We start from the raw sequence: 20,811 nt of genomic DNA on the forward strand, positions 1-20,811 counted from the left end.
AAAATAACTTCAAATTAAATCTTTAACGCTTTAGTTATAACGTATTGCCTTAATTTATTCTAAGTAAATTTTAGTTAAACATTATGCTCATTTATTTTTCATCGTTTCATAGAGACTTGTCCAATATGGTGTATTCTTTTCATAATTATAAATATGGTTAAATTGAATATCGCCGAACAACCTTCTTTTCTCTCTTTGGTAAGCCTTCTCATATAACATCTTAGTTTTACTATTTCTTATTTTTTGACCCTTTTCAACATCTTGTATAGCTATAATTTCTTCAAATGTTTTTGGCATAGGGCCTGCATGCGGCAAGAGATTTACATCTTTACCAAAAGCTAATATCTGATGTGCTTTAATCGAATCATTCGCTACGCTTTTTTTCAATGAAATTGAAGCAATGTTCCCTTCTTCTGTTGTAGACTTTATATTAGTGATGAGATTATTTATGTTATTAGTATCTGGTAACTGACCGATTAGATACAACACTTTCTCATTATATTTGTCAGTTGGAACAATATTCACATTATTTATATTATCTTCAAAGAACCACTGAGCCACATGCTTACTTGATTCGCCATAGTCATAGGGACAGAATTTATCTTTAGCTTGCAAATATTTATAACTCGGTTCTGGATGACTTAAACAATATTCCACTAAAGAGATTAAATTTGAAGTATTTTCTGCAATATAACCTGGTAATTCATCTATAGTTAAGTTTAAACCTCTAATATTAGTGTATTCTTCAATATCATATACATAATGTATGATTGGCTTTTCTGTTGGAATAAAATCAAAGAACACGCTGGAATAATCTGAAATTAGTACATCTACTATGCCCATCAAATGGTTCGTTGAGATGTCTCCAGGAGGAATAATAATATTTTTCGGGAAAGTTACATCCTTAAGTAACGATTTCGTAATACTATGCCCCCTAAATAAAATATTAACATCCATTTTAGATAGTGCTTTTAAATCATAAATCAACTTATCAATATCAAAACCATTACTTTCTTTTGTCTCTCCCCGCCAAGTCGGCGCGTATAATACAATATTTTTATCATTATCTATATTCATACGTTTTTTTATTTCAGTATTTTGGGTTTCAGTAGTATTCAATGTCGTATCGATTCTAGGATAACCCACTTTTGCAATTTCGCCTACATGGATTCCACCAATAGAATAAGCTGATTTTTGCTTGTCTATCATAAATTGATTAGGTGCAATAATATGGGTCGCTTGTAACAAATTCCTTGTACTACCCGCTACTCCTACTTTACTACCATTACTGTCGCGACCAACAGTCTTGTAAAAGATACCATGTGTAGTCTGTAAGTATTTCTGTTTAGGTTTTCGCACGAAATAATCAGAGAATGTCGAATTACATATTAAATATTTTGACTTAGTAATATATTTTAAATAAGCATCTGAATTTTTCTTAACAAAAATAATATTACTTTTGTTTCTCATATACACGGGGATGTTATCAAACGAATTAATTACCCAAATGTGTATAAAAGCGTCATAATTTTTATCATTATAAAGGTAATCAAACATAGCGCTAGGGTTTCCTACAATACCTGCTCCGCCCATACTTTCATAAAAAATCATATTATCTTCTATTTCATAATAATTATAGCTTTGAGCATACCTTACTGAGATAGAATCTAGATGCTTCTCGTAAGCACTTTTTGACATATAACTTGGTTTTCTAAATAATTCTGCTTCTTTATATGCTTCTAATGCTGCTTCTTTTTCACCTATTTTTTCTAATATATACGCCAACCTTCTAAAATTATTCGGTCGATGCGTTTGTTGCCTTATAATTGCATTTTTATACGCTATTGCGGCCTTTTCGTGATTTTCTATTTCTTCATAACATAAAGCTAATTGATAATACCAAGGTGATCTAACTTTATTCAATTCTAATGCTTTTTCAAAATAGTAAATTGCTTTTTCTATATTACCTATTTTTTTTATAAGTGTAGCGATTTTAAAATGTAGCTCTGCATTGTTATTTTCCTCTTCTAATCGTTCTTGATAAGCATTTATTGCTTGCGAATAAGATTTTGCTTTTTCATGTACATAACCGATTCCCCATTTCTTTAATAGTGGGTCTTCAGTGTACTGTATTGTTTTATCATAACTATTTTTCGCATCTTCAAGCCTATTTAAATCATACTCATGTTGTCCTTTTCTATAAAAATATGCGCTCAGTGATTCATTTGTCAAACTTATGTCGTTATTTATCAATTTAGAATAGTAATGAATCGCTTTAGCTTTCTCATTCATTTCTTCAAAATAATTAATTAATTGAATTATATTATCTGTATCATTAGAATTTAAATTTACATATTGTTCTAAATATTTCACTACATTTTTGTTATTATTAATTTTACGATATGCATTTACCAATTCTAATAAATATTTACTATTGTGCGGTTCTTTTTCTAAGTCATTTTCCAATAACTCTATAAGTTTTTGATACTCTCCTGTATTTTCTAGACAATTTTTTAACTTCGTTTTGATTGCGATATTATTTGGTTGGTAAGATAAAATAAGATTGAGATGACATTGAGCTTTTTTATAATCTTTTTCTTCAATCTCTAAATTTGCTAATTCACTAAGCGCTTTTGTATCTTCTTTATTGACTTCTATATATTTTTCTAGAAATTTAATACTTTCTTGGTTATTATCTAGATTTTTATATAACATCGCTTTTTTATAATAAATATTTGCTCCATTTTTCAAACCATGTTTAATTGCTTTATTTGTATAATGAATTGCTTCTTCCCACTTTTGTAACTCTATAGCTAAGTCAGTTAAATTAGAATAGTATTCTTTAGACCCTTTTAAAATTGGATGTAATTCCTTCAAGTTTTGATATTTAGCCTTTTTATCCTTGTTATTTTTATTTAACCTATATTGTAACATTGCTTTGGGAACATTATAAATTCCATTTAATTTACCCACGTTGTTTTTCACACGATATTTTACAAATTTATTTATTCTTCCTTTTTTAGGTGAAGTGTTTAAATCAAAGCTAATATTATCATAAGTTTTAGTAAAATATGGACGTGCATATTTAATTTTCATCTTATTCAGTTTTATGTTATTCCTATTATTACCTATACGAATAATATGATGTTGTGTATCTTCTTGAACTTCTAAACTCACATCGTATATTTCATTATAATCAAATAATTCAGGATTAAATTCTGCAACAACGTCAAAAATATTATCTCTGATTTTAGTTACTTGTACAGATTGTTTAGTACAAATCTTGTTCTCTTTGTCGTGTAGTGAAGAACGCTTATAAAATAAAAACTTAAAGTTTGGATGATGGTTTTCGCTTGCTTTTAACTCAACCCTTGTTGTTAATTGATAAATTTCATTTTCCAAATCGACATTAGTTAATTTAACTGATGGTGTATACATTTCTTGTTGTGTTTTAACCTCATTAAACAAATTTTGCCAGTTCTCAACAAAGTTATCGTATGAAAACTCCTGAGATTTTTCTAAAGAATTTTCAGAGAACTTCTTTTTCTCCTGTTCACTTTTAGAAAGATATATATTTATAAATTTAGCCAATTGATTAACATTTCCTTCTTCTACTAGATAACCATTTATTCCATCTTGGATCATATCGCTAGGACCATACTTAATATCATACGAAATAACAGGCGTACCATTCGCAATGCTTTCTTGAATAACTAATGCAAACCCTTCATATAATGAAGTAAGTAATGTACACTCTGCTTCTTGTAATACTTGGTCGATATTACGTGTATAACCTTCAAGTTTTACATTATTTGTTAAACCTAGTTTGTTAATTAGAATTTGCAAATTTTGACGCTCTTTACCTTCTCCATATATATGAAGTCTTGCATTAGAATTCTTTTCTACTACTTGTTTAAATGCTTGAATAGCTTGATTTATTCTTTTTTCTTTATGCAACCTTGATACCATAACTATTTTATTTTTTATTTTTTCTTTTTTAATATATTTAGTTTCAATTGCATGGGGGATTACATAGTAATTTTTTCTATACCCAAAACGATTCGTTATATCTTGCTTTTGGGATTCTGTTAATAACACTAAGCCATCTATTTCATTCAAATTACTTAATACTGCTCGATTACCTTCTCTAACAATATCTGTGCCCGGTCTAATATGAATACTATGCGTCATAAAGATTTTTCTTACATATTGATTTTTAATGCTCAATATTGCATCATCCATGCCCCTTGCCTCACTAATTAAATATGTATAGGGCTCTTTTATAAATAAAGATATAAAATATGTTTTGAATTCATTAAAAGAAGTAAATTCAATTATTTCTTTATCAAATAAAGTGATTTTTACTATTTCATTTCTCCCATTTTTATTTTCATAAATTCGACTTTCAAATATAGATTGATCCTTTCTATACAAGTCTTGTTTTTTTAAATATTCATCTTTATAGTAATTAACCGAGAATAAACATTCATCGTTATCTAATGTCATTTTTTGAATTATTACGTCGTTTGAATATTTCTTAATTTCTCTAAGTTTATTCTTATAGTACTGAACACTATAGATTTTTTCTTTTTGAGCATAATATTCAACTTTATTCTCACTTATAGATATTTTTTCTAAATTACTATCTGGTTTAAATGTATATTTCACCATTTGTTGACTAGTAATTTTACTTTTAAAATAATCATTTATATTTATAAATCTAGCTTTGTTATCCAAATTGTATCTATGGACAATTTCTTCTTTTATAATGCTATATTTCGAATCCAAATGAAATGTTAATATTAATGGTTTTATATTTAGTTTATCATTTATAATACCAACTTTATTTAACATAGATGCTGTTAATCCACCATGATTTTTATCCAACCTACTTGTTATAAATATATATTCATTCAATAAAACCCCTCATTTCATTTAATAAAATGCCTGTTTATCAAATATTAAAAGTTTTTTGTTAATAATTTGTTTAATCTACTATTTAGGTAGTTAATATAATTCCTTGAAATGTATTTTTCATTCTAAAGATATGTATACGAGAGAAGGTATTAACTTATAACAACACGTATAATTAGATATACACACAGAAATCATTATGAATTTATGATTAAAAAAATAGCAAATTCCCTATTCAGGTTCACCTATTAAAAAAGAGAAATTATATAAATTCGTTATAAAAATTTTCACTCAAAATAAACGTAATTATTATATATTTTTAAAACATGATAAAAGCTGTTTTAAAAGCGCTCTTTTTTAATATATGCATATATATTATTATCATTTATTTCTATAAAACTCAGTTTTTGAGTTGTTTTTATCTCATTATTTATTCTTGCCATAAAATGTCCATTAATAAATAAAAAGGGTATCGAATCACAAATTATTACTTCTCCTTCTAGTATTTCATAATCTTTATAAACAGATTCAACTAGTTTTTTGTTCTTAATTAAGTCTTCATTGTTTAACATTAGCATCTCATTATTATTGTAATTATAATAGTCTCTTTCCATAAATCGTTGCCTCATCTTATCTCAAACTCCTACATTTATAGTTTTTTAAAAGTTTTGGAAAACAGACTAATATTACTAACTGCCAAAAATATTACGTACAACTCTTTCGCTTGATCTACCATCATGATATTTAAAGTGCTTATCTAAGAATGGTTCCACTTTGTCTACTTCAAAATCTTCGTTATCTAATGCTGTGATTAAATCATTAAATGACTCTACAATTTTCCCTGGCACAAACGTTTCATATGGCTCATAAAAATCACGTGATGTAATATAATCCTCAAGGTCAAATGCGTAAAAAATCATCGGGCGTTTAAACACCGCAAATTCATAAACAAGTGATGAATAATCACTAATTAAAATATCTGTAACAAATAAAATATCATTAACTTCTCTAAAATCAGAAACATCCACAAAGTATTGCTCATATTCTCTAGGAATATTTAGTCTATTCTTCACAAATGGATGCATTTTAAATAAAACTACTGCATTATTTTCACGACAATATCGTGCGAATCTAGCAAAATCAATTTTAAAGAATGGATAATGTGCCGTATGATGTCCATTACCTCTAAATGTAGGTGCAAATAATATCACTTTCTTATCTTTAATGATTGGTAGTGCCGCCTCCATTTCAGCTGTAACTTGTTGTTCATATCCCTCGTCAAATAAGATATCTGTTCTAGGGACACCAGTCGGAATTATATTTTGTTCTTTAATACCAAAGGCTTCACCATAAAATGGAATATCTGTTTCTGAAGAAACAAAGGCCTTAGTATAATTTCTATGGTTTACAGAATTAAAGAATGGACCACCTTTTTTTCCAGCTCGGCTATAACCAACTGTTTTAAAAGCGCCAACCGCATGCCATACTTGAATAATTTCCTGACTTTTTCTGAACTTCACTGTATAGAGCAATGGATGAAAATCATCAACAAATATATAATCTGCTTTGCCTAATAAATATGGAAATTTAAATTTATCGATAAAATTACGACGTGCCGAAATATTAGATTTAAACAATGCATGAATTTTATATTTTTCGTCTAAATTTTGGCGTAACATCTCGTTGTAAACATATTCAAAGTTCCCTGACATTTCAGCTCTTGAATCTGACGTGAACAGGACGGTGTTCCCCTTTTTCAAATGGAAAAATTTTGTCGTGTTAAAAATAGATTTAAATAAAAAATCACGCAATTTATAAGACTTTGTATTATAGCTTTTTTTATACTCATTAAATTTCACAATTAATTTATTTGTTTTAGGGTTAAGCATATTAAATTTGACGTCTAATACAAATTCATTAACTTCTTTAGAAATTTTCGGATAAACATTATAATTTATTTTTTTTGAATTCCCTCCCTTTTTAAATTGATATTCAAATTCCTTGAGTAAAAAATTATTTTTATCATTAGTAGTTTCAAGGGAATGATAATGTTCATATTGTTCGTCGTCCAAATCATAGTGTGAAGGATTTAACAATACTTCATTAATATGAGCAATATGTTCAAATTCCTTTTTCAAAATTAATAAGTATTGTCCTGAGGGTAAGTAATTCCCATTATCTAAAATCGCAATGTTAAAACGTGCCTTAAACCGATTACCTTCAACTTTAACTTCATTTGCTTCTACTTCTTTTGTTTCAGTTAAATTTCGTAATACTAATTTTTTTCTTTCTATTCTATTACAGTCAGTATGACCTTCGATAAAAAGTTGAATTCTTTCCCAATATATATTATCAATTGTCAATTTATAATTATCCAACCTTCTATTACACTCCTTTTTTAACCTTTTACATCGTCCATTTAATAACAGTCTTGCCCCACGAAGTAGATAAATCTGTTTCAAATGCATTGACTGCGTCATTAATAGTCTTAACATCAAATTCATTACCTTTTAATAGTGCTAGTTTTTCCACAACATCTGGATGATCTTTATAGAATTTCGCAATATCCTTAAAATCTTGCGCGCCACTTCTACTACTTCCAAACATTGTTAAACCTTTTTCTAATACTAATCTTGTGTTAACTTCAACAGGATATTCACTTACACCCAGTAAGCTAACTGTACCTTCAGGTGAAATCAAATCGATGATTTGGTTTACTGCTGATTGGCTTCCTTTCCCACCTACACATTCAAAGGCATGGTCAAAAGTAACACCTTCAGGCACTTCATGTATATGGTATATTTCATCTGCGAAAGAAAAGTGACTTAATTTGTAATCTGTTTTTCCAAAGATATAAATCGCCGCATTAGGGTAGAGTTTATTTAATAAAATTGCAGTAATATACCCTAAATTGCCATCGCCCCAAATACCAAAGCTATTTTTATTTGCATTTGATTTACGCTCAAACCTTTGAATTGCATGCCAACTCACGCTTACCAATTCAGAGTATGCAATTGTACTTAAATCTTCTATACTTTCGTCGATTTCTACGACACGATCATGATCCATAAAAACATAATCTTGCATAAAACCATCATATCCACTAGATCTAAATTTACTACTAGGTAAATAGTTTTCTGCTATGACCGCATCTGTTTCTACGGGTGTATTCGGTACCATAATAACTCTTGTACCAGTCTTAAATATACCTTTGTTATCATAAACAACTTCACCAACACCTTCATGAACTAGAGACATCGGTAATTTTTTCTTAAGTACCTGTTCATTTCTACTACCCGTATAATATCTTTGGTCTGCCGCACAAATTGATAAATATAATGGTCTTACAACAACTTTATCACTTTTAATATTTTCATTATTGTATGTTACTTCAAATTGTCTAGGCGCTACCAATTGATAAACTTGGTTAATCACTCAACATCCCACCTTTGATGATAGAGTTCGCTACTTTAAGATCATAAGGTGTCGTAATTTTAATGTTGTATAGTTCTCCCATCACTAATTTCACTTTTTTATTAGCTACCACAAGAATTTTACATGCATCTGTCATTATTTCTTTATCTTCAAAAGATAATGCGTTATAGCTATTTCTCAATAAATTCACATTAAATGATTGCGGTGTTTGTCCTTGGTACATTTCACTTCTGACTGGGATAGACTGTATTTGTTCTCCATCATTCGACGTGATAATTGTATCAGTTGCCGGTATTACAGTATCGACAGCGCCATGTGCTAATACACTTTCTATATTTTCTTTAATGATTCGATGCGTTAAAAACGGTCTAACCGCATCATGTGTAACGATTACATCTTTATCAGTGATAGGGTGTGTTTGTTCAGCTTCATTTATAATATTCATAATTGTTTCGTTACGATCTGAACCACCTTGTACCACTTCGATTCTATCATCATTAATTTGATGTTTACGCAATGTATCCTTTGTATGCGAAATCCACTTTTGTGGCGTCGCGATAAATATTTTATCAAATTCATTCGTAAGCAAGAATTTTTCGACTGTATGAATTAATATAGGTTTACCATCTAGATCTAAAAATTGTTTTGGCAGTGGTACGTTACCCATTCTAGAACCAATACCGCCTGCCAATATACCAGCATATATCATGTATCCATCTTCTTTCTATAATAAAAATTTACTTCAATAAGCATGCTATAATTTTTTGAAAACACATTTCTACATATAGTAATTTCTAAATTAGGTTTTAAAAATTGCTCTTTCTCTGTTAAATTAACACAAACAAATTACAAAACATTTTATTCAGAATCTACGGAATAATATTCGTACATATCAATTATGTCTCTATTTCTTATATACAAAACTCCTAAAACAACACATGATATCAATAGTAATTTTTTCAAAATATTGTTAACCCCCTTCTCAAAATAAATTGATTTTACATAACTCTTTTCGATAAATAATATGACTTTATTAAAAGCGTGAAACTTTAGTAATAATTTACAATTATTTAATTAACGATTTTATTATATCAAAAATAAGCATAATAAATATAGTGCGTCCTTAAATTATTTAATATTATTTTTTAATTGTTTATTTTAAGTTTGAACTAAACCCTAAATCCCAAATATATTAACTAGCAAAATAAGATAACAATCAAATATATATTGAAACAAAGTGAATTTTATAAATAAAACATATTCTAGAATGCGTGTTACTTATAACTTGAAAAATGACCCATACATATTGGTATACTCCTTTATTGAATAAAATATATTCTTCTCATCCAGAGGCTTATACGCTACAAATTAGAAAACCAAAAGAATTGGAAAGGAGCATGAAGAAGTAAAAGTAAAAAACTACATAAATACAAAACTGTTTAAATAGAGAAATTGAAATCATTAAAAAATGGTCAAATTCATAGCGTAGCTATAAATTCGACCATTCATGTTATAATTATAAACTTATCTGTTTGACTGATTTCAGTTTTTTAGTAAGGTATTATCCCTTTATTTTTATTATTGGAATGTCAGTACGTTAATATAAATAGTTAGTCAAACTTCTGTAGCTAACTACTCATCAATGTTTTTATGCTTAAGGTTGGCGTCATCCTAAATATGGTTTTCTAACTTTTCAGATTAGCCCTATTCATTGTTGTTGATTTGTGCTTGTAGCGATTGTGAATTAGATTGTGAAATATTAAGTAAATATTTGGACCTTGCCAATGATCGCTTGCTATTATTATAGGAAACTCCAATTCGCTTGGAAAGTAAAACTGTAACAAGTGACCCTAATAACGCTAACACTGTAATTGTAATAAATAATGACACATTCGCAGTTGGATTAACAAAGAAGATAATCACAGCAATAAATATAGATATTATAGCAATACTTATTAATATTAAAGTAGCATACATATATTGTGTTGCTTGTTTCAAATCTTTTTGAAATTGTTCTTTGGAGCGCCTATAGTGAAGATTATTTTTATATAATTTCAAATCTTTGTTAGCATCCATCGTTTGCGCAAACTCTGAAACTTCTTTATTATCATCATTTTTTAGTGCTTCGATGATTGGCTGATAACCAAATGTAAGTGCAATTTTTTTCTCTTTTACTGTGCCCTTTGCCAGCCGGTTCAATTCTTCTAACTTTTGTTGGTTCATTGTTTCCACTCCCGTATTGTTTAATATTAATCCGTGTTACTAAGTTAGCATTCACTTATCCATTGAGTCTGCTATTTGTTAACAATAGGTGCTTCTAAACATTATTATTTATTTTGTGATAATTCTGTTTTTTGTGAATTTTGAACTTTAGTTTGAGTCTCTTTGTTATTATCTTGTTTTTCTTGGCTATTGGCTACATGACTACCAAATAAAGTACCTGAACCTAACACCGCACATAAAAAGAGACCACTTAACCAAGTGAAGAACGTTGGTTTTTTCCTACGTTCATAGCGTTTTGCTTTTTCAGCATCATCATCTAATAAGTTACCTACATCAATATTCTCTGGCCCAGCAACTTTATTAAAATTTGCTTGATTTGAATCATTGTTTGAAAAACTTAGAGCTTGTTGTTTAATTTCCATAGCACGTGCCGAGATACTTAAACTTGTTTGATTACTTTGTTCAAGTTGTTGATTTAAGCGATCTAGATGACTTCTATTATTTTGAAGTTCCATTTCTTTAGAACGGATTGATTCATCTTTATCCGCACTTTCTCTTTTTGATTTTTCTAATTCTACCCTTAACCAATTAATTTCATCTGTCATTTGTGAGTCTTTTAATTCATAATCAGTTACTTTTTGATTCACTGCTAAATCTAAACGTTCATTAAATGTTGCTTCATTATGAATTAAATCTTGCTCTAACTTACTAATTTCACCTCTAAGCTTGTCAACATCCTCACTTCTTTTTTGTACTAATGTCTCCACATCTTTTTCCATAACATCTTGAAGTTCCGACTTTTTAGTAGCTATTGTTTCTTGATGATTTTGAACGATGTCATCGACAATTTTAGTAATATGCAAATCATAATCGTTTTTGACATTGGCATCTAATACTTTAATTTGATTATTATAAGCATTTTTGGCTTTGTCTGATAATGTCTTCTCATATTCACGGATACGATTTGTTAAAATCGGTCTTTCTTCTCTTTCAATTTTTTCTTCCATGTCTCGGCGTGCTTTTTCGCTACGCTCATTTTTACTTGTTTCAAAATCTTTTTCTAATTTTTTAGTTTGTTCTTCAACTTTTTTTGGAATAACTCCTAAATCTTCTTGTAATTTACTTTCAATTTGTGTATATGTTTTATGATATTGAGAATCATTTGATTTATAATTACGCATTTTATCCGCTTCAATACTTTTGCTCCACAAATCATTAACAAGTTGATTAAAGATGCTGTTTATAATATCTTCTCTCTTTTTTTCTAAAACTGCTAATTTATCATTTTTGGCTTTGTTAAAGTCATCTTCAGTTAATTGTTCAAGCTTTCGATAAGTAGGTAATATTTCTTCATTATAACCCTTGTCATCAACAATACTTCTAAACACTAAATTTTCATCATCTAAATACACTTTATCTATAAGTGAATCAAGTGTGTTATATAGGTTGCTTTTTAAAAATTGTATATCTGAAGAATCTTCGTTTTTATTAATAGATATAACTTGTTTTTTCTTATTCTCATTAAACAATTTTTTCTTAGCTCCATTTTTATTTTGAATTTGTTCTATAATCGCGTCTTTCAGTGGGTGTAATGTTTCAAATTTTAAACCTTTACTTAAATCTGAAACATCAAAATTAGCAATATTGATTTCTTTTAAAATGTCATTGTTTATAACTTTTAGTTTGGATTTATTTTCATGAGGTATATAAAGTCTTAAACCAAAATTACAGTCAGGGTGTTTAACCTCTTTTATATTATGTAAGGAAGTTAAATCTGTGATACAGTATTCTCGATCTTCGAATATTTTGAATGGCTCATTTTCATCATTATGGTCTATCGTCACATCAAAAGATTGCACAATTTTAGAAGAACCTAAAATTTGTTTGAAAGAGTCAACAGCATTCCCTTTAGAATCTCCCTTTCTCAATACCGGGGCAACGATTGGAACAATATATATTTCGGTTTCTCCTGCAAGTACATGGTCTATTTCTAAAGAACTAATATCTAAAACGTTATTGCTCATTACATGTCATCCTTCCATTCGAGTTATTGTTTAAAAATGTTTTGAATAATACTTAATCGATAGTAAAGAAATCATAAAATGATTGAATTATTACATTCACAAGATTATATTTAATAATAATTTAGTCAGCTGATAAAATGATATTCCATTCTGAACAACCAAAACATACCAAAAAACGAACTTATATATTTTTTAATATTTTCTCTAATGAATTATTACTAACTATCATATTTAGATGATAACATATTAATTAAAGTTGTAATATTAATATTTTGAATAAAAACATGTATTTTAATTATTGATTTACGATATTTGTAATTATTTTTATACAATACTCGAAACATAAATGTTTTTTAGTTGCGAAAGGGAGTAGTTGCCGTTATATGTAAAAATTTACAAGTATAAAAATTATCAAATGAATTTCGACCAACTACTTCATTAATTACAGAAATATTTAAGGTTAAGCAGCGCTTTCAGGAAATGTTCGCCAATGAAATCTAATTTGGTTTCACAACAATAAAGAGCTTCCTTAATCAAAAACATAAAACGACAAAAGTCCGAGACATTAATTTATGTCCCGGACTTTTGTCGTTTTAACATCAATTTTAACTTACTTTAAAAATTGATATAAAACACAATTCTAATGTGTTCTATTTTAGTTAATCTTTTACTCTATTTCACTTATTTTTTGTTCTGGGTATTTTATAACACTATCTAATATATTTATAAACTTTTCCAACATCCGTTGGATCGTTGATGAAGAAAATAACTCACTTGCATATTTTAAAGACACTTTGTAAACTTCATCACCTTCGATGGTCATGTGTAAATCAAATTTAACGTTTGTATCGAAAGTTTCTTTACGTTCAATTTCCCAACCATCTATGTGCAATAACTGATTATTTATATTTTGAAATGAAAATGTTACATCATGCAATGTGTTACGAGTTAACTTATATTTTTTAATAATTTCTTCTTTCAATTGTTCAATAGGATAATCTTGATTATCTAAAGCTTTTAAAGATAAATCAGTAATTTCTGTTAATAATTGATTAAATGATTTATTTTCTTTTGGATAACCGCGTAAAGCAAGCTTATTAAAAAGCGGACCTACTATTTCTTCCGTATCCTTAAATGTACGTCCTGAACAAGGGCTACCGATTACTATATCTTCTTGATTAGTATACTTACTCATCAATATCATTAGCGATGTTAGTAATATTGTATAGTCAGTACTACCAGTTGTTTGTGCAAGTTTCTCCATTGCTTTTTTCGTTTCATTAGCCAAGTTTACAGTAATTGTTTTGCCCTCAAAAGTTTGTTGTTTGGGTCTAGGATAGTCTAAGGGTAAATCTAAAACAGGTAATTTATCTTCAAACTGTGATAACCAAAATTTGCGTTGCTCGGTTAAATCATAATTTTTAATCCACTCGCTATAATCCTTATACTGTAACTTCATGTTTCCTAAGTTATGACCTCGGTATAATTTTGAAAATTCATTAATTATATGAGAGATAGTGACTCCATCTGAAATGATATGATGGATATCAAATAATAATATATAACGCTGTTCATCATATTTCACTATTTTAACTCTTAACAACGGCGCCATTTTTAAATTGAATGGTTTTACAAAATCTTGTAAAAGTCTATCATAATCAATTGTTGATTTTTCTTCATAGTCTACACTAATTTGTGTATTACCTTCAATTATCTGAACAGTTTCTCCATCAATTGTATCAAAACGTGTTCTTAATACCTCATGTCGATTAACTAAAGTTTGAAAAGCATACTGTATGCGTTTAATATCTAAATTACCTTTTATTTTAAATATTCCAGGCATATTATATGTTGTTGTTTGTTTACCAGCAATTTTATTCAATGTATATATATCCTGTTGGATCGGAGATATAGAATAAAATAGTTTATCTTCAGCTTTTGGTATGTTTCGTATATTCCTGTCTGCATTACTTTTGTTTATAATTTTAGCCAATTGTATAACCGTTGGATTTTCAAAAATTACTGTGACTGGTATACGAACACCGCTTTTATTCTCTATTTCATTTATAATTCTCAAAGCATTAAGTGAATGACCACCAATTTCAAAGAAATTATCATTTGCCCCAACACTTTCAATACTCAATATGTTCTCAAATATTTGGGTAAGCATTACTTCTGTATCATCTTTAGGTGCAACATATACTTTGCTTTCAACCTTAATTTCAGGTAGCTGCCTTTTATTTAATTTACCATTATCTGTGACAGGTATTTTTTCAATTTGAGTTATATATGTTGGGACCATATAATTTGGTAACCTTTCGCTTAAATCTCTTTTAATATTTTCAAAGTTTAGTTGTTCTTCTGAGACTAAGTAAGCACAAAGCGCTATATCCCCATCTCCCATTGATTTGGCAATGACAGCAACATCTGTGTGCTTTTCATTTTTGCGTAAAACACTTTCAATTTCACCAAGTTCAATGCGATAACCACGTATTTTCACTTGATCATCGATACGCCCTAAACATATAATATTTCCATCTTCCTGCCATTTCGCTAAATCACCGGTACGATATAATTTCCCTTTACCAAAGGGGTTATCAATAAACCTTTCTTTTGTTAATTGAGGGCGGTTTAAATAACCCTCAGTCACACCTGTTCCTCCGATACAAAGCTCTCCTTGAGTACCAATACCCATGAGGTTATTATCTTCGTCCATAATATATGCTTGTGTATTCGCAATAGGTTTACCAATAGATATAGTTTCATAAATAACGTTATTTTCAAAACTAAAGTTTGTCACATCAATAGTAGTTTCGGTGGGACCATAAACATTGATTAATTGAGTATTATTCACTTTACCAATCCATTTATTAAATTGATTAACTAACTCTGGCTTCACTGCTTCGCCTCCAACTAAGACATACCTTAAGCTAGAAAGTACGTCCGTTTGTTTAGTTAACTGAATATAATGAATAAACGGGTTAAACATAGAAGGTACAAAGACAACTATCGACACTTTTGATGTCTGAATTAATGATGTAATCACTTCTGAGTCACCTTCTTTACCCGAAGGTAACAATGTGGCTTGTGCACCAACTAAAGCCCATCCAAATAATTCCCAAATTGACGGGTCAAATGTAAATGGCATTTTAAATAATATGTTATCTTTACTATTAATACCAAATCTCTTAATCCTTCTATTGAGATTATTCATAACATTTTTATGTGTTATCTTAACACCCTTGGGTTTACCTGTAGTGCCAGAAGTATAAATAATACACATCACGTCAGATATACTAGTGACATGCGATAAATTCTTTGTGGGTTGTATTGATGTACTATTGTCTTCCTTTAAATTTATAACCGATTGATTAAACTCAATAGAAGTGTCTAAAGCTCTATCTGTTAATAGCGTATTGGGCTTACTGTCACTTAAAATATAATTGATACGCTCACTCGGGTATTCTGGATCAATTGGCACATAAGCGCCACCAGCTTTTAAAACACCATATATCCCAACTATCATTTCCAAATTACGATTCGTCATTACACCTACTAAGCTATTCGGTTTAACGCCATTGCGTCGTAATTGATGCGCGACTTGGTTTGCTTTAGCGTTTAATGTTTGATAAGTAAGGCTTTCACCTTCGTAAGTAACTGCTTTATTATTTGGTGTTTTTTTCACTTGGCTTTCAAAAACGTCCACAAAGGGTTTCGTGTTATCCATACTTACTTGTGTATCATTAAAGTCATGTAAAATGAGCGTTTTTTCTTCATCTGTAATAGTCTCAATTTCACTAATTTTTTGTTGTGGATTCTCTAGAATTACATTTAAAATTTTTATAATATTTGAGTGTAAATTCATGACTGTCTTTTCACTCACCAGATCTAGCTGATAATTATAATCTATTTCGAGGGTGTCTTCTCCATCTCTATTACTTATATTTAGACCTAATGGGACATTTGTTGTGCCAGGGTCTAACCATTTTTCTGAGTACCCCTTTTTAATAAAATCTGGATTATGCTGAGTGTTTTGAAATGATACTACAAAGTCTAATAAACCTTTTGCATTTTTACTATGTTCCACTATATAACTATTGGGATATTTTCTATGTTTCAACACCTTGAACGTTTCATTTTTCATTAACTTTAAAAATTCATTAATAGATAAGTTCTTATTCATTTCCACTATTATGGGTAGCACTCTTGAATAGACTCCTGTCACTTGCTTTTCAAATTGCGTATTTCTATTGTGTAATATTAATCCAATCGAATTCTTATTTACTGAATTTTTTTTATACTTTAAAATCAACATAGCAGCAGAAAACAAATTGCTAATACTTAATTGGTTACTTTTACAAAAGTCCATAATTTTATGTGTGTATATATCTGAAAGACTATAATTTAGCCTGCCCCCTCGAGCACTATTATTTATATTATTTTCAAACAACTCATTATTTTCTAAATTTTCCACTTTTTTAACCCAAAATTGTTTGTCTTTTTCGAATCTAGATGAATTTTTATAATTTATTTCTTCTTCCACGTGGTCTAAATACGTAAATTCAAAACTCTCTTCTTTTTTTCCGTAAATTAATGATTCACATAACGTATTCCCAGCTATGGTCATACTCCACCCATCTGAAATAATATGATGTTGTAATAGTAATATTCCAATATCTCCACTAGGTTGAGTTAAAATTACAAACTTAAATAATTCGCTATTGAAGGCAAATATATTTGATTCTATCTGTGTAGTAATCCATTCATCATAACCCTTTTTATTATTATAAAAATCAATATACTCAAAGTCTTTTCTTTTATATTCATCAATATATTGTTTATATTCAGAATTCAATTTTTTAACTTTAATTCTATAACTCTCATGTTTTCTTATTAAATTGTTTAGTGATTTATCAATTTCTTCTATTCTAACATTATCTTTAATAGTAACCATTGCTGCTATATTATTAATACTAGTATTTTCATAATATTCTTCTAACTGAATAATCTCATGTTGCGCTTCAGATAATATATACTCTCTCACTAATTTTACCTCCATAATTTTAATCAATGTATATAACATGTAATTACATACATTTGCACATTATTTTATGATGATATTCTTTATAATCCTTACTACAATCATATATTCAAATAAGTATAGTTAAATAGAACAAAAGTATTTACATAAGTGGATTTTGCAACATAAATACCTTTCGGTAACTAAAGAACGGCAAGTTTTATTTTACTTTGGGATTACTACATCCCAAACTGTGTTACTTTTTTCTTTTCAGGCCAAGTATTTGTGTAATTTTTTCTTCAAAAATAATGGCGATATTTGATATAATTTTAAAAGATAATGAACAAGTTGAGGCTTGTTTATCTCCTCTTTTTGCTTTTGAATACCTTTTACTATAGTTTTTGCTAATTTATCAGCATTTAATATAAACGTTTTATTCATATTTTTATATAATCCATGCAAATCTGCTTTCTTTAAAAAAGGAGTATCTATTGGTCCTGGATTTACTACAAGAACATGGTACTTTGGTTCCTCCATTCTTAAAGTGTTTAATATTTGAGAAAATGCCGCTTTAGAAGCTCCGTAATGACCAGTACCTTTATCTGTTATTACTGAAGCAAAGCTGGAAATCCCTACAATTGTTGGTTCTTCAACAAAAAATTTTCGTAAAACATTCAATAAAATAGAAAAATTAATTGTATTAATTTTATAAATTTCATCCATTTGCTCTATAGAAATGGAAGACATATTTACTATATAACTCAAGCCTGCACAATGAATAAAACCGTCTATATCATGGCTTAATTTACGCTCCAATATTTTTAAATCTTCAATATTTAATAAGTCACATTCTATAGCCTGAACATTCTTGTTATTTTTAAATAATTCAATTTGATTAAATTTATATAAATCTCGCGATAGAATAGTAACTTTACATCCTTTATTAAGCAATGCTTTTACGATAGAGTAACCTAAACCACTGGTTCCCCCAGTAATAATGTAATGCTTATTATCCACACTAACACTCCTTTTAATTATATTTTAAAAACGAAATATCAATGACAATCACGATAATAACATAAAAATCAGTTATAAATCATTTTTTATATATTTACCAATCAATAAAAAATATATTTTTATATACTATTAAAATCATCAAAAACAATAGGAAACTATTCAAAGTGTAATAAAAGCAAATTTTGTATATAGTACTATTACAAAGAGAATGTTTATAAAAGAAAATAATAGTCACCAACAAAATATTTAAAGAGCTAACCCACATGAAAATGAATTAGCCCTTTTAAAGAATGAAATTTATAATCAACCTCATATTTACTTATCATAAAAATTTTATTGCTTTGATTTTTTAGGATACTTATTAAATAGGAACTACGACGACATAAACGTTCCAATGAAGTGAATAAAAACAATGCTTACATATTATTAGTATAAATACTTATGGGAAAGATGCGATGTATAAAATATTTTACTATGATCCATACATTCGCGGAACTCGAAATTAACTTATTAAGTGAACGAACTAAAAAAGATAAAATCTGCAAGAACAAGAGGAAGAAAAGGCGGTTGACCTTCATTACACTACCATAATAAAAGGTTAAACTCTTCCAACTATAAATAAGGCAATTTTCTTAGCTAATACTTCCTTCTCTATCATACTATTACTATCAGCTAACTGTAATGCGGCTTCATGAACCATTTGTGCAAAAATAGGCACAAATATTTCTTTTTCATTATCTTCATAAACACCTTTCAAACTTTTTGTTAAAACAATGTTCAACTCGGTTAGTATTTTTTTTCTCATTTGAGGTAATGCTAATCCAGCATAGCTACTTCTGCATTCAATATTAGGTTCTTGATAAAAATCATGAACTGCTAAAATAAGCTGAGCTATATTTTCTTGGTTAAAAACCATATTTTCCGGAACGTAATTATTAATAGAAACGGTAGCAAAACCTTCCATAACATAATCTATTAAGTCATATTTATCTTCAAAGTGCGCATAAAACGTTGCTCTATTTACTTTGGCCCCTTTTGTGATATCTGCTATTGTTATTTTCTCAAAATCTTTTTTATCTACTAAACTAAAAAAGGCGTTAATCAATGATTGTTTCGTATGTGTCACTCTTAAATTTTTTACTTTTTCTGCCATTTGAATCATCTCCTCAACAATTTAAAGTTCTTGTTGCTATAGCAACATTTAAGCATGGTTTGTTGATTGTTATATCACTTTATAAATTGTATATTTTACTTAAAGCAACACTTTGTTGTTTTAATATATCATAGATAAGGAGCTCCTTAAATTGAAAACATTAGTCATTGTAGGCGCAGGTACTGGATTAGGACTATCTCTAGCTAAAAAATTTGGTGCTGAAGGATTTAGAGTAGCAGCTATTTCTAGGAATGCCGAGAAATTAAAAGTTATTCAAGAAGAGCTAAGTAATTTAAACATTGAGGCAAAAACTTTTATAGCAGATATCACAAACTTGGAATCATTAAAACAATCTATCCACAGAATTAAAGGAGAGTTTGGTTCGATTGATGTCATAGAGTTTAGCCCTTACGCAAAAGAAGATAAATTTACAAATATATTAGAAACTACGCCAGAGAGTGTATCAGAAATGTTAAAAACTTATCTATTTCCATCAATTCAGTTAGTTAACGAAGTTTTACCAGATATGATAAATAAAGGAAGAGGGGCAATTCTATTTACTACTGGTGCATCTACAATATTCCCTTTACCTTTTGCTGGAAATGCTGGAATTATAGGCGCTAGCTTGCGTAATTATGCTGAAAATCTCTACACTCAACTGGAAGATAAAGGCATATTTATCAGACATATTGCGATCGGGACAGTAATAGAATCTGGAACAGTAGGCGATCCCAATTTTATTGCGGAAGCTTGGTATAATTTATACAACAAAAAAGGAAAGTTTGAAGAAACATTTCCAAAGAACCTTAAACAATCTGATATTTCCTAATTAGTATATCGCACTTAAATGCTAACACTATACTCTTATATTAATTAAGTACTTTTGCAGTTTACTGTATTAGAATGTTTTAACGCATTTATCAAGGTACTTATATAGATGCACTAACCCCCTCACTACTTTTTATAGTAAGGGGGATTTTTATACAAAAAACTGCCATACAAGTCAATAACTTGAAGGCAGTTTA

General features: G+C 28.8%; 11 protein-coding genes and 1 pseudogene. 2 read left to right on the top strand and 10 right to left on the bottom strand.

The features are described from left to right. Positions 1-87 precede the first annotated feature (87 nt). The 9 genes from ACF91D_RS04325 to ACF91D_RS04365 form a co-directional block, all read right to left on the bottom strand. Complete coding sequence (locus tag ACF91D_RS04325; RefSeq protein ID WP_327620971.1) at positions 88-4,917, bottom strand: CDP-glycerol glycerophosphotransferase family protein; 4,830 nt, start codon at positions 4,915-4,917, stop codon at positions 88-90. A 338-nt stretch (positions 4,918-5,255) separates the two neighbouring features. After that, entirely contained in the window at positions 5,256-5,528 is a 273-nt protein-coding gene (locus ACF91D_RS04330; protein WP_202847876.1) for a hypothetical protein, read from the bottom strand. A gap of 75 nt (positions 5,529-5,603) precedes the next feature. Beyond that, on the bottom strand, positions 5,604-7,292 hold the full coding sequence (gene tarL / locus ACF91D_RS04335; protein ID WP_327620972.1) for a teichoic acid ribitol-phosphate polymerase TarL: 1,689 nt from the start codon (positions 7,290-7,292) through the stop codon (positions 5,604-5,606). 28 nt (positions 7,293-7,320) lie between these two features. Next, positions 7,321-8,349 (bottom strand): alcohol dehydrogenase catalytic domain-containing protein, encoded by a 1,029-nt coding sequence (locus ACF91D_RS04340; protein ID WP_392436553.1) that lies wholly within the window; start codon positions 8,347-8,349, stop codon positions 7,321-7,323. Continuing rightward, on the bottom strand, positions 8,342-9,058 hold the full coding sequence (locus ACF91D_RS04345) for a D-ribitol-5-phosphate cytidylyltransferase (protein WP_039069270.1): 717 nt from the start codon (positions 9,056-9,058) through the stop codon (positions 8,342-8,344). Before ACF91D_RS04345 ends, ACF91D_RS04340 begins: the two co-directional genes overlap by 8 nt. A gap of 995 nt (positions 9,059-10,053) precedes the next feature. Next, the gene (locus tag ACF91D_RS04350; protein ID WP_039067208.1) at positions 10,054-10,572 is read right to left on the bottom strand and encodes a hypothetical protein; all 519 of its coding nucleotides are present in this window, start codon (positions 10,570-10,572) and stop codon (positions 10,054-10,056) included. Between the two features lie 104 nt (positions 10,573-10,676). After that, positions 10,677-12,596 carry a coiled-coil domain-containing protein gene (locus ACF91D_RS04355; RefSeq protein WP_069793253.1) on the bottom strand — a complete coding sequence of 640 codons (1,920 nt, stop codon included), beginning with the start codon at positions 12,594-12,596 and terminating at the stop codon, positions 10,677-10,679. Positions 12,597-13,263: 667 nt separating this feature from the next. After that, positions 13,264-17,640 carry an amino acid adenylation domain-containing protein gene (locus ACF91D_RS04360; RefSeq protein ID WP_327620902.1) on the bottom strand — a complete coding sequence of 1,459 codons (4,377 nt, stop codon included), beginning with the start codon at positions 17,638-17,640 and terminating at the stop codon, positions 13,264-13,266. 246 nt (positions 17,641-17,886) lie between these two features. Next, the gene (locus ACF91D_RS04365; protein ID WP_069793255.1) at positions 17,887-18,633 is read right to left on the bottom strand and encodes an SDR family NAD(P)-dependent oxidoreductase; all 747 of its coding nucleotides are present in this window, start codon (positions 18,631-18,633) and stop codon (positions 17,887-17,889) included. Between the two features lie 416 nt (positions 18,634-19,049). Between ACF91D_RS04365 and ACF91D_RS04370 the strand changes: the two are divergent. After that, positions 19,050-19,201, top strand: a pseudogene (locus tag ACF91D_RS04370) (recombinase family protein); the annotation flags it as partial. 30 nt (positions 19,202-19,231) lie between these two features. Here the strand turns inward: ACF91D_RS04370 and ACF91D_RS04375 are convergent. Further along, on the bottom strand, positions 19,232-19,786 hold the full coding sequence (locus ACF91D_RS04375) for a TetR/AcrR family transcriptional regulator (protein WP_101050693.1): 555 nt from the start codon (positions 19,784-19,786) through the stop codon (positions 19,232-19,234). A 151-nt stretch (positions 19,787-19,937) separates the two neighbouring features. Here ACF91D_RS04375 and ACF91D_RS04380 point away from each other — a divergent pair, with 151 nt between their 5' ends. After that, entirely contained in the window at positions 19,938-20,615 is a 678-nt protein-coding gene (locus ACF91D_RS04380; RefSeq protein ID WP_039067213.1) for an SDR family NAD(P)-dependent oxidoreductase, read from the top strand. The last annotated feature ends 196 nt before the right edge of the window (positions 20,616-20,811 follow it).

This window comes from Staphylococcus sp. 231237_7MaSpsaltlick (assembly GCF_043107035.1).